General features: G+C 66.7%; 1 protein-coding gene (only partly in view). It reads right to left on the bottom strand.

The window, feature by feature from the left end; all coding sequences use genetic code 11:
* Positions 1–13,629 carry the 5' end (the start) of a toxin glutamine deamidase domain-containing protein gene (locus tag LXN57_RS39185; protein ID WP_251803289.1) on the bottom strand. 21,105 nt of this gene lie to the left of the window's left edge, so 13,629 of the gene's 34,734 nt are visible here — the first part of the coding sequence; it begins with the start codon at positions 13,627–13,629; the stop codon falls past the left edge of the window.

Here is a 13,629-nt window from a genome sequence, read left to right as displayed (position 1 = left end):
CCAGTTGTCGGTCCAGGCCGCTGCCGCGTTCCGGATCGTTTCGAGTTCACTCGCATCCACCGGTGTGGTGCGAATATGTTCGGAGAAGGTGTTCTCGATGGCATCGTCGGGTGCTTGGTCGAGCTCATAGATACTTCCGGCATCGTCCGAGACGTGTGTCATCCCGCGCGATCGGAGCTCGTGCCTCATCGTCGGCGGGGTCATGGTCAGGGCCTGGTGCGTTCGGTATCCGAGGACCACCCAATGGGGTATCCCGGCGGGATCGTCGTGGTGTGAGTCGAGGTAGGCGACCGCCAGTACGCGGAGGGCCTCGGCGGTTTGCCGGGGGAATGCGTCCCGTGGCAGCAGGCGCTGCTCGTCGCGACGCCATGTGGTGGCGTAGTAGTCGAGATCGGAGCGCACCCGGGCCGGGTCACCCAGCCAGTCGTGTAGCTCCGGGCTTCCCAGGTCGTTGTCCTGGAGCAACCTGAGCACGTGTCCCGGGGCCGCGCCGACCACGCTGTAGAGCTGACAGTATCCGTCGGCCGGTACTCGGACAGGCCCATTCAAGGGCGGCAGAGCGCGTTCGGACAGCCAGTTCGCCACGTCGGTGCCGGCGGGCTCCTGATAGCGGTGCAGGACGTACGCCGTGACGGCTACCTCTGTCGTCAGCGTCCGGTGTGAACTGCCGTCCGCGGCCCCGTCGGGCAAGTGGCCGATCGCGTCGGCGATCAATTGGTCGTAGCCCTCGCGGTCAGCCGCGTAGAGCTCGCTCAATTCTCGGTTCATCACGGTCCGGGACGGCAGGATCGGGCCCCAGCTCCCGGTCCACCGCAGCGCACCCGTGGGTGTGTCCGGGTCGGTCTGCCAATCCGCTACCTTCCGGGCTTCGCCCGTTCCGTGGTGGCGGGCGACGTATGCGGTGGCAATGAGGTCGTCTTCGGCGATGAAGGTCGCATCGCTGTAGAAGCGCCGAGCGTTGGCGAGTGACTCCTCGAAGTCGCGTTCCCGGTCGGCTCGAAGAGCGGTGGCCATCTCCTCAAGGCCGGGCAGTATGGGGCCCCCGTCCTGCAGCCACGAGACCTTGTTCGCCGGCGCCGGCGCCGGCGCGGCCCGAGACGTCGATATCGGTCCTCGGTCTACGAACACGTCCGTCCGGTCCGGGCCGGTGAGTCCGGCCGGCGCCGGCGTGATGCCACCGTCACCTCGGCTGCTCTTGTCCTGAGTCGCAAGGCGCTGGGAGTCGTCAGTGACCGTCGCGCGAGTATCGGCGGCTTCGGATCCGGCCCGCTTGTCGGCCGACATCGACCGAGGTCCTCGAGGGGACTCGCGGAGCCTGTCGTGGACGACACCTGAATGCGCCCCGCGCTTGCCGCCATCTGGGCTGGGGGCTTCCGAGACGCTTTCTGGCTGAGGGCGGCCGAGGTGGCCGGTACGACGGTGGCCTTCGGCAAGCCGGGCAGCGACGGCGTGGGCGCCGTCCGTGTCGTCGGGGTGGCGGCGCAGGTGCTCGGCGATGACTGCGGCCATACGCCATCCGTGCAGGTCGCTGCTGAGGTCGTCGGCCGTCGCCGGCGTGCTGACTCCGTGCTCGCGGACGATGGTGGCGGTCTTGCCCAGCAGGGAGCGGGGAGAAGTCTCCGTGTCGAGCCCGGAGATGTCCTCCAGGTGTTCTGCGGCCCACGTCCGGAAGGAATCGAGCATCTCGCGATCGGCGGCGGACAACTCGGTTGTGACACGAGCCCACAACGTGACAGTGGGCTCGCCGGGTGTCCCGGCGCTCGGTGCCTCGCTGAGGACGGTGCTGATCCTGCCGGACGAGGAAAGCTCCTGGAGCTGCCCGAGTAGTGCATTGACGACGGTCTGAGAATGGTTGTCGCCGATCAGCGGGCTGGGCGTTGAGGCGTCCGCGGTCTCTACGTGAATTTCCACCGCCTGTCCGGATTCAGTGCGCTGGGCGACGTTGGCGGCGAAACTCTGCAGCCGCTCGTGATACCCGGGTCCGTCGGCGAGGATGTCGCTGAGCGGGATGGTGACGGAAAGGCGGGGCGGCTGTGTGACGATTACACCGTTCGTTGTATTGATGTGGACCCCGGCCGTCGGCACCGCGGCCGGTGGTGTGACCGGTCGGCGGAACACGTCGCGGAGCCGGGCGAGCGCCTTGGCGACGCGGGCCGCTCCACCGGAGAAGCGCCACGAGGATCCAGCATCGCTCCGCGTTGTCGTTGAATCACGTCCGCTGTTGGACGGGGTAACCGGTGGGTCCTGGTAGTCCCAGGGTGTGACCTCCGGCCCTCTGGTGCCTGACACATGCGGTCGCTGTGACAGGAGTGACCGGGCCCGGCTGACGGGTCGGCGTAGTGGACGAAGGTCAGGCGCGGCGTCAACTCCGAGCAGATCTGCCGTCCGGGTCAAGGCCCGATCCAGCTCGTCGCGTTGCGCAGCTCGGGTTGCATCGGAGTGGGAGGGAATGTGCAACTCGGCCACCGCGGTCATGACGTTCTCCAGGGCGCGGTTGGAGTCGTTGCTCTCGTCGGTGACGGGTGACGGACTGTCAAAGCTTTCGGGCGGCGTTGCGGAACGGCGGTCGATGGTGTCGCCGAGCACCTGGGCGAGCTCGTCGATGGCGGGATCATGAACCACCGGGTCCAGCCGGCTGGTGTCGATGAGGAGCGGGTTGTGTGCCGCAACCGCATTCGTCACGGAGGCCAACCGGTCAGCCAGAGGATGCCCGTCGCCGGCCTCCTGCCCGGCGCTGACCAAGAGGCCATGAAACCCCACGAAGCGATCCTCGGGAGTACGTTCAGGCGCAGTCGGCGACTTCGGCGTGAGCCCGAGCCCGAGCCTGAACAGGTCGGAGTAGCCCGGGTGGAGACCGGCCGTGACGTCGTTCTGGGCCTGCCCTGGTCGGTCCGGGTCAGCTGAAGCGATCCCCAAGTCCTCGACGAAGGCTCCGATCACGGGATCCTCGAGGACCTCCCTGATCAAGTCGTCACCCCACGCGGGCGGCGCAGGGTTCAGCTCCGTGGACCTGGCATCGGTGGAGGGTTGCCGGCCACTGGGGGCGGCAGTCGCCGATGTGGGCGCCGGGCGGCGAGGTCCAGCCGGGCGGTGCCTGATGCCGCTCGTCCGCGAGGCGTCGATCTTGGCCGGTCTCTCTGCGGCCGTCGGCAACCCTGGTACAGGCGGAGACGCCTGGGCTGCCGTGGTGCCGTGCATGGGCCGAGGACCCGACGGACGTCCCGCTTTACCAGAGTCACCCGCGGGCGACACGTCGAGGCGAGCTGTTGTGTTCTCCTCGGTCGACGACTCGGCTGCCTTTGCGGGCCGGTTGTTCGGGGCGGCAGCGCGAGAGTTCAGGGCTGATTCGAGTAGACCGATCAGCTTCGTGTCCTGGGCTTCCAGGGCCTGGGCATAGCTTTCCTCCAAGCCGTCTTGCTTGGAGTCTTCCGTGAATGCCATCCCGACTGTTTGCCAAGGGTGCGGGGCCGGTATCTGTCCCCAGTTGGTCGCCCGTCCATTCAAGTTGGCGATGATTCGATCGGTTACGTCGACGGCGGTTTGTGCGAAGTTGCTCAACGGGTCTTGCTGAGGTGTCGCTCCGCCCATCTGGTGGGAGATGTATCGCGCGAAGGAGGCGCGGATTCCGCGCAAACTGTTCAAAGCCTGCACGATGTCGTGCTGCTCGTAATATGCGAGCATCAGTTGAACGGCTACATCCGGCCGGAGAAACCATCTCGGGGGGCCGAGTGGGCTGGTTATCGTCTCGAATAGCTGGGCGTGGCTGGCCAGCTGGCTGAGATGAGACGGGTGATCCGGATAGATATGGGCGCTGGAGCGATCGTCGATCCAGGACTGTTCCGCGCGCTGATGTATGGCCGTCCATGGCGAGTTAGGCATCCAGGAGCGGACCACGCGGAGGTAGCCGGCCGCCGAGAACGCGCTGTAATCCGCCTGCGCGGTGGCCACCCGGGCAAGTTGGCTGAGTTGGTCGAAGGTTTCCTCCAGCTCGTCCGGTTCGATGGTCAGGTATTCGCCGATACCGCGAAGCTCCAGCGGCACGAGCGGAAGAAGGCCTGCTGGGCGAGACTGGTCCAGCGCGGGCAGCACCGTCATTGCGCCGAACATTTCGGGCTGCGTGATGGGGGTCTGTCTCCCGTATGTCAAGACCTCGTCGAGGTAAGAGCCGACCGTAGGATCGGTCACTGAATCGGATGCATTGAGGACCCCGCCGATAAGCGGTCGGCCCCGCGTCGAGGAATATCTGGAGGCATAGTTCGGGAACATTCTCATTACGTTCAGATGAATCGTATTCCGAACGTGTTCCCGATTCTGGCGGAGCAGGTTTCCTGCTCTCGCCGTGATGTTTTTTCGGAGCTCGGCGAAATTGATCCGCATCATGGCAGCCAGCTGGCCCTTGATCAGGCCTGGGTTGATCAGGCCGGCGGCATGACCGATGCTGTGGGTATAGATAAGAAGGATAACGTCACGGATTTCGTTGAAATTCCGCGTGCTGAGACCCGGATTGTCCGTGGCGATTTTATTGGCGACCATCATGGATACCTGCAGGCCGTCGGCAAGAATTTCCTTGGCCCAGTTATTCCTCACTGCCGAGGTGCCGACATCTCGTGTCTTCGGCAGCACCTGGTTAAGGAATCCGTGAATCCCGCCGATCGGCACCGCCAAAGTGTATTGCGCGTGGAGGAGGAGGTGCGCGGTCGGCGCGACGGCTGGGATGTACAGGATTTCGCTGGCCTCCAACTGGTCCAGCGGAAAGGATTTGAATACCCATCCATCTTGTGGCGGTAAGAGTAAGGGAAGCGGAATTCCGTTACGCAGATTGTGGTAGGTTCTTATCGCTTGCGGTGCCGCTTTGATTCTGTCAAAGACGCGGCTGCGCTCCTGTTTCGAACGTTTTGCGATCTCAACCCGCTCTTGGCTGCCTTCTTGAGCCATGACGGGATCAGGCTCCGTCATGACGACCTCGATAATCGGCAAGTGCCGCCGGACCGGACTAGTAGTGGTCGGCATCGTGCCGGCCTTGATGAGACCCTCATCCTCATAAAAGAATCCGGTGTCGATGGCGACAGCCAGTCCGGCGTTGCTGTTGGATGCAATCGTTCCGATGGTGTCCGGGATATCGCCGAGCTCTCTGCCCGGCACCACGAGGTAGCCGTTATTGACTTCCGCTTCAGTGCCGCCCCGTCCGTACCAGGGCATTGGCGAGTCGACGAGTGCGCGTGCGGTCGAAGCGGATTCCATGTCGGATGCCGGTTCTGATACGACCTGGCCGGCCGGGCCAACGATCAGCGACCGCACGTCGATGGCCGACTCCAGCAGGTCGCCGCCCCGCTCGCTCCACTCCTGCTCGGTGAGCGGCCGGTCGGTGGCCGCGACGACGCGGTCCGGCTGCAAATCGACCCAGTACAGCTTGTTGTCTTGGGCGTGGTAGACGGCGAAGGCATGACCCAGGTACGAACCGGTGCGGTCCTTCGCGGGGTTCGGCGCAACCGTGGCGCCGTTCAACGGGCGTCCCATGAGGACGAATCCCGTGCTTCCGGGGCCTGCGTCCTTGACCGCTGATTCGATCTCGGCCCAGGAGGACCTGCGCGGCCATCCGTGGCGTGATGCGAATTGTTCGCCGGCGCGGCGAGGCCCGATCACCGTGTCGTCCAGCGTCTCTGCGGGCCGGACGCCGGCGGGGTACAACTCGTCTCGCAGAGCTTGGAGCAGTTCCAGGCAGTTGTCCGGGTCTGTGGGGTCGGTGACGGCGAGGCGCACGGTGCGGCTGATGTCGTTCAGTTCGGCCCGGGTCCTCGTTCTGGGTTCGGGCGCCGGCCCGGCCTGCGTGTCGAGTCCCAACCGGGCGCGGGCCCGGTCCGCCACCGAGGGGGCCCCCTCGCGGAGGTTCTGGTGTGTGGGCTGTTGCGCGTCCGAGTCGTCTCGAGTGAGGTTTCCTGCGGTTGGTTCGGTCTCGGGCGGTGCGGCCGGTGAGCTGTCGTGGGTCATCTCGCCGTCGACGGCCCGGTCGAGGCTGTTCAGGGTGGCGGCGTCCACCGCGGCGCCGGGAACAGTCACGGCGACGGGCCCGACAGAGATGTGATATAGGGCCTGGGGGTCGTTCGGCAATGAAGCGGGCTTGCCGGTTTGGCTATCGATGATGAGCAGGCCATCGGCCGAGTCGACGATGTTGTGGACGTGGGCCGGCCGGTCTTGTTCCTGGACGATCAGGAATGCGTGGGCCTGGTCGGTGCGGTCGGTGCGGTGGTTGTAGGCGTCGGTGATGGTTTGGTAGTCGGCTACTTGAATAAGGGAGCGGGTGGCGTCGTCGTCTTGGTCGGTGGAGGTTCGGGCGTAGTTGACCGCGTAGGTCCAGGGTGCTGTTTCGTTGAGTTCCGGGGTCTGCCAGACCTGGTCGTTGTTCCAGGACTGGTGCAGGGAGATCGCGGTGTAGAGGCAGTTGGTGAACTCGTCGCCGGGGTCGCGGTTCGGACTGTTGATCTCTGATAGCCAGTCGTAACGACGATGGAATTCGCCTTCGAGGTCGGATTCCGGTGGGATGTCCGGCGCCCACCACCGTAGGCCGGAGATGTCGTCGTGGGCTGGTCGGGGTGGGGCACCGAGGCCATGGCGCCCCACCCACTGACCCTGGACGGGCGGAGCAACGGGGGGTGTGACCAGTTCTTGGCCGAACCGGGACTCGGCGGGGCCGAACGCAGCCTTCACGTACCAGTATGTTCCTGGTTGTGCCTGCACGTATTCGGAGATCGAGCGACGTAGCCGCGCGATACCCGATTGGCTTGGTCTTCCTTCGGCGCCGACCGCCCGCAACAGTTCACCGATGATTGTCTGTCCTGGAGGACTCGCGAGCCAGCCCGAGGCAATGGCGCTGTAGTCCGCGGTCTGAGCGGCGTTCCTCAAGGCGTGCGAGTCCCGGTCGAGCATCTCGAAGTCGCTGAAATTCTTGGCGAGGTCGGAGTGGGTGGCCTTCGGCCGGCCGTAGTAGCGAACCTCGATGGCGACGGTGGGCGGCAGAGCCTGCATTCCGTGGCCACGCTGGTTCAGGGTGCCGCCGGATCTGGATTCCGCGATATAGAAATGGCCGGGACGGATGGGTGGATCCTGGGGTGAGGGAGCAAGGACCTCGCTCAGGACCTGCTCGACGGTGCCGATGAGGGCATTGTCCTCATCGGTCAGCGTAATCGAAGAGATATCTACCGGGGTCCTCCGCGGCAGGCCGAGCCGGTCGTTGTAAGCCGCAGGGAATCCGGGCAACTGGCGGAGGAAGTGAGACGCGAAAAGCGAGTGAATATCGGCGACATGGTCCGACAGGAACTGCTGGATCTCCGGTCCGAGGGCGTCCCGGAGCGTTCGGAGGGAGTGTCGCGACGCCACCGCCATCCGGCCCTTCAGCGATGCCAGGCGCTCGACCTGCCATTCCGTCACGCCGGCGGTCACGACGAAGGTGAGAGCCATGGTCCCGCTCAACGAGGCGACGGGCCACATCGGGGCCAGCAACGCGATGTCCTCGTTCCGCGGCCGGACACCGTACTTTTGCGCTACGAAGAGCGCCCCGACGTCGCGCCCGAACCTAAGTGAGGCCTCCAGCAGACCCTTGTTCGGCTCGATCGGCCGGGCGTCGGCCGCGACACGCTCGAGGAAGTGGTAGACGCCGGCCATGGGCACGTCTTCGGTGAACTGGACATACAGCGGCGCATCCGCGTGCATGCCGGGCAGAAGGTAGACCGTAGCGTCACGGTGTTCCGGCGTGACGTCGTACCACTCTGAGGAAAGAAGAGAGCCCAGAGTGTGGTGATCCGTGACTTCCGTGGGTGGTTTGGCTCGCCACAGCCGTGTCACGGCGTCGTTGCGCCACCTCTGAACGTTGTTGAGCTCCGCCCCTGTCTCGTTCATGAGCACTTGGCCCGGCACACTGACGATCTCCGGTACCGAGATTGTCAGTCGGTCAAGGTCGGGGTGGCGTCGCACTCCCGCCGAACTCCTGGCCTGCTCGCTCTCGAACAGCTGGGTGTTCTCGCCGACCCAGACAGTCTTGTTGTCGGCGACGATGGTGACGGAGCCGTCTCTCGACGTCGCCAGCACAGTCTTTCCCGGCAACTTCTTGCCGCCTTGTGACAACCAGACGTTGTGCAGTTCGACCTCTTCGGCGTGGGCGCCGAATTCGTGGCTGGTCGGGGCGTCGATGAGTGCGGGTAGGGCCGAGGTCGACCACGGGTCGGCCCAAGTGTGTTCTTCGCGTCGGGTGGTGGGGTCGACAACTCGGCCATTGCTGTCGATGACCACGGCCCAGGTTTGTCTGATGCCCGCGCGGCTGTCCGGCCCCTCCGTCCTGCTACCGATCGGGTCGGGCCGGTCGAGGGGGTAGACCTGTTTCTGAGTGTTCTGCGGGTCGACTCCGCGGAGGCCGTCCCGGGTGTTCTGCCAGGCGCGGACGTGCCCCATGCGGCCGTTCCCGCGGCTTTCCACCAGGATGGCGGTGGCGCCGGGGCCGAGGTCGTCGACGAGGCGGTGCAAGGCGTTCGCGTCGTCGACGGTTGCCCAACCGGGGCCCGCGACGAGTCCGGCGCGCACGCCGGTCACGCCGCCGCGGTCGAGGGCGAGGTCGTCGATCGACTCGAGGGTTCTGACGCGTGGGTGTACGAGGGCGACGTAGGTGTTCGCCAGCTCGACACAGTCAGTCATGGACAACTCGTCCGGCAGTTGCTGCTTCACGGTGGACTCGCCCCGGACGGAGGTCATCACCTGTGCTACGACTTCGCGCAGTGCCGCATCGTCCAACCGGCCCGGCTCCCGGAGGGTGGCCGATAGGCCCAGCGCCTGGCGGGCGCGATCCCCGGGTGAGCGGTCGTCAACAGCACGCACGCCGGCTGAGGCCGGAGGCGAGTCGAACGCGTCGCCGGCGTCGAATACCGTCTCCACGGAGGTGGCCCGGCTGATCTCCGATTCGGACAACACTTCGTAGGTCTGTCCGACTGACGAGGGGCCTTCGGTGGGCAGGGAGATGGTGGCGGGCTCGGATTCGAGGTACTGCGGCTCGACGTTCCCGGGGGTGCGGAGTGTTCCATGGTCTTGGCCGAGATCCTGGGACAGCGCGACGGCGGCCCTCTTGCCCTTGGCGTGGTATTCGGCCGCTACCAGCGTGGCGAACGCGTCCAGCATGTCGAGCTGCTGCTGTTGCCGCCCGTCCGGGGTGGCGACGACCAACGGCCTTTGGTGGTCGATCGCGATCTGGAACTTCGCCCACGAAATCGCCGCGGCGTGTCCCCGTGTCCGGGTGCCGACCAGCTCGAGGTAATGATTGGCTGAGACAAGCCTCTGCTTGGCCCGGTCGGTCAGGTCGAGGCGGCCGGCACCCTCGTCGGCCCAGGCTCCGTTCTGATAAAGAGCGTCGATGAGCTGGCGGGGGCTGGTGACCGGCTTGCCGACGACATCCTTGCCGATCGTCGCCGACACCAGCCCAATGGCGAAGACCACACAGTTCTGTGTCAAGAGATGGTAGTCGTCGCCCTTGTGTTCATCGATGAACTCCAACGCCTCGGTCAGGTGGCCCCCGCTGATGGCGAATCGTGCGAGCACCCGTGTCTTGGGGGCCGTGATGTAAGTGTTGTCGTCCTTGATGGCGCCTTGCGCGCCGAACAGGCCGCGGTCCGGGTAGAACCCGAGGGCGACCTGTTCGCCGTTGGGCAGGCGAAAAGCAACAACCGCGTGACCCGGGCTGATGTCACCGGACCGGACTCGTGGCGGCGCGGCGACAAGGATGAGTTCGATATCCTGCAACCGGCCGTCCCGCGACTGAATGACGAACCGGCGAAGCGGCTCGGTGAGCTCGTCGTATTTTCTCTGCCAGCCGTTGGAGCCGATTGCCTGCAGTGTGGTGGGCGGCATGAAAGGCGTGAAGTCTCGCAGTGTGCCGTAGGAACGGCCCAGGCTTTGCGAGAATTCGATGGCGTCCTCCCGCGAATTCTCGACGCTCTCCGCCGCGACCAGCGTGGCGAAGTCCTCCAAAAGCCCTAGCTGATGCCTCTGAGCGGCCGTGGGCGGGCCGATGACCGCGGGACGCTGATGGTCCAGGGCGACCTGGTGACGTGCCCACCTGATGGCCGAAAGCCGAGCCTGCTCGTCCTGGCTGTCCAGCATCTGGTGAGCACGCTCCAAGGCCAGGAGATGTTCTCCCTCCAGGGGGGCCACGGGCGTGTCCGCGTCTGACCACGTTCGGTTCGACCACGGCCGCATCGCTTGGATGAACTCTGGCACGCCGGCCGTCTGCGGGGCGTCGGTGATGCGCTTACCGGCAGCCCTCGACCAGAACCGGCGGGTGAACTCCGCGTTCCCCACGCGCAGTGATTGGGCCCAGAGCTGGGGACTCTCCTCGCTGAACCGGACAGCCTCGGCCAGTCCTTCCGCGCCCATGGTGGTGGCGGCCAGCACGGTCAGCGACTCGTCGAGAACAGGATCTTCCAGTTGGGAGGAGCCCAGGTTCACCAGCTCGTCCCGGTTGGGGAGACGGACCGCCAGCCACACGCGGTCCAGAGTCGGTGAGGCCATCAGGATCAGGTCGGCTTTCGCGTTGCCGGCCGGGTCCGTCTCAGAGAACTGCCTCAACGGCGCAAGTCTCGCCGCCAGCGTCGCGGCGGCGTCCACGTCGTGGACGTCTTCCTCCCACGGGGCGTCCACGGACATCTCGAGCCCGGTGCGGGCCGGGTCGTCCATGGCCAGAACGCCCTCGAACTCTCGCTCGTCGTTGAGGACGTCCCAGCCTGACCCGACAGAGTCGTCGGGCACGAACAGCTGCCAGCTCGTGCTGTCACGGGTTGACAAGCCGCCTGCCACATCGGCTCCGACCGCGACCGCGCCGACCGGAGCCAGCACGTCGACACCGATGGCGTCGGCGGTCTGCTGGGCGAAGCCGCCGTCGACGGCGCCGGTCCCGCAGGCGACCAGCGACCAGGACGGGGCCTCCGGCGCCAGCTTTCGCATGAGGATGCCGACCTCGTCCGGGGTGAGCACGGCCTGCCCGTGGTTGCCGTTGGCTCGTCGTACCGGAACCGTGACCGTGCCGGATGTGCCGCCATGCACGATCAGGGCCGGGTTGGTTCCGTCGGGCATGAGGGTGGCATCGGCCAGCTGTGCCCACTGGTCGTCCGGGACCAGGACGAACTGGTGCCGGGTGCCATTGCGTACGGTGCGAACCTGCACCCGGTGCCGATTGACCATCACGGTCCTCGAGCCGGAATCCGGCTGCATCCCGGAGGTGGCCTGCTGACCCTGCTCGGCGGGCGTGTCGGCCGGGGCTCCGTCTTCCGAGCCGACGACCGCGTCGGAGACGCCGGATGTCGGCGCGGGTACGACCGTGGAGACGAGGGTGGACTCCAGCCCGGGCAGACCGGTCGCCGTCAGCGATCCCGTCGCGACGGTGACATCGGCGGGCTGTACGGGGCGCTCGGGCGCTGGGCGGTTCACCTCGCTGGTGCCGGTGCCCTCGCTTTTGGTGGTGCCCTCGCTTTTGGTGGTGCTGGAGGTGGCCGGGCTTGATGAGGTCGTGCTTGTCGGGGTCGGGCTTGATGAGGCCGTGCCGGTTGTGGCCGGGCTAGGTGCGGGCGTGCTGGTCGGGCTCGGGCTGGATGTGCCGGTCGGGGCCGGGCCGGCTGTCGGCGTGCCAGTGGTGGACGGTGCTGAGACCCCGATGGGTTCTGCGGCAAGGGCGTCGGGCGCACTGCTGATCGGACCGTCCAGGCCGGCCAGGCCTTGAGGCTGAGCCGGCGGTGCGGACACGTCTGTCGCCAGCGAGGCGTTGCCGGCCGCGCTGACACTGGCAGGCGCAGGCGCAGGCGCAGGCGTCGCGGAGCTTGGGCTGTCCACGGCCTTCCCGCCGTCGGCCGACGGGCTCGCCGCAGCGCCGGTACCGCTCGGAGAGGAGGTGCCGCCCGTGGGTGAGGCGCTGGGGGTGGTGCTGCCGCCTGTGGGTGAGGCGCTGGGGGAGGAGAGGGCCCCGCCGGTGGGCGAGGCGCTCGGAGTGGTGCTGCCGCCCGTCAAGCTGGAGCCGCCCGCAGCGGGGGTTCCGCCCACGGCCGCATTACCGCCAGCGGGGGGAGCGCCGACGGACACGGGGGTATCGCCTGTCATCGGGGTGCCGCTGGAACTGGGCGCGCCACTCGGAACCGGGGTGCTGCTCGCCAGGGGCGCGCCGGTCGCGTCGGACATGCCGCTCGGCACCGGGGTGCCGCTTGCCGCCGGGGTGCCGTTCGCGCTGGGGGTGCTGTTGGTTGCCGGTTGGTTGCCGGTCGCTGGGCCGTCGACTGTGGTGGACGGGTTCGCGGCATTGCTGTGGCCGGCCGCGTCGGGGCGGCCGTCGTCGGCGGACCCGCCCGGCGTCGTTCCCCGGTCGTCCGGGTCAGCCGCGCCGCCCGGAGCCGGCCGGTTCTCCGCGCCGGAGCCGGTCGGTGATGGCCCGGTGCCGGAGTTGACGGGTGCGGGCGTGCCGGCCGGGGCAGCCACGTTGCCCTGCGGGCCGCCGCCGGCGGGTGGGGTCCCGGTGCTCGGTGTGCCGTTGTTGTCGAGGTCGGGCATCGACGGCGTGTCCGTGCCCTTGTCGGGTTTGGGCACGTGCGTGGGCACGACACCGATCACGGGAAGGCCGGTGGCCAGACTGTGGAACATCGAGGACGAAATGGTGGCCACGCCCTGCAGGCCCCCGAAGCTGCCACCCATGGCCGTCACGACTGTGGCTTCGCCTGCGGCTTCATTGGCACCGTGATAGAGGCTTCTCAGCCCCATCTGCCTGATGCTCGAGGTGTGTTTCTGATCGACGAGGTAGTCGGCGACCTTCTTGTTCGTGACTCCGCGGAGCGCGACCTTGCCGGCTTTCGCGTAGGCGTCGATCACGCCTGCGGCGGCGGCACCCATGCCGGCGGATGTCGCGATGTCCCTGACATCGAAACCGTCACGGTTTCCCTGGATGCCCTGCATCCCCTGTGCAGCCGCGGTCAGTGAGGCTTCTTCACCGGCTTCGTCGGCCATCTCGAGCACTGCGCCCTTGGTCAAGAATTCGGTCTTCTGAAGCTTGGTCATGTCGGAGAATTTCGTGCCGCCCGGGGTCTTGGTGATGCTCAGGTTCGAGGTCGCGCGGGCGATGTCGTCGACGGTGTTCCGCAGGGTGGCGGTCAGCGAGTTCCGAAGTCCCTGAAGTGTCTCTTTGACCAACTGCCGACCCACCGCGATGATGGCGCCCGTCGCAGCGGCGCCGAAGCCGGTCATGAGGGCCTTGTAAATCTCCCAGACCGTCCAGAATGCGATCATGGCGACTACGTACTGGGCGGCCTCCGCCTCGCGCGCGAAGTCGTCAGCCGAGACCGCCAGTGTGTTGGAGATCGCGCTCACGGCCGGGAGGTTCTTGGGGATGTCGGACGCGTACAGCATGAACGCGTCGGCCGCCGGGCCCTCCAAGTGATCGGGCACCCGGTGGATCAGGGCCGCGGTGACGCCGACCTGACCCGTTACGGCGGCCGAGGTACGAAGCAGGTCGTCCCTCATCGCGCGTAGAGCAGCGATGTCAGCCTCGGGGGGCCGCTCGCCGGTGGTATAGAAAAGCAAGTCGTAGACCCACTGGTAGTTCGGGTCCTCGATGTGCAT

The sequence above is a fragment of the Paractinoplanes hotanensis genome (genome assembly GCF_023717965.1).
In the GTDB taxonomy this organism is placed as follows: Bacteria; Actinomycetota; Actinomycetes; order Mycobacteriales; family Micromonosporaceae; genus Actinoplanes; species Actinoplanes polyasparticus.
The sequence above is the reverse complement of the archived record's forward strand: the minus strand, read 5'-3'. Positions and strand labels throughout refer to the sequence as shown.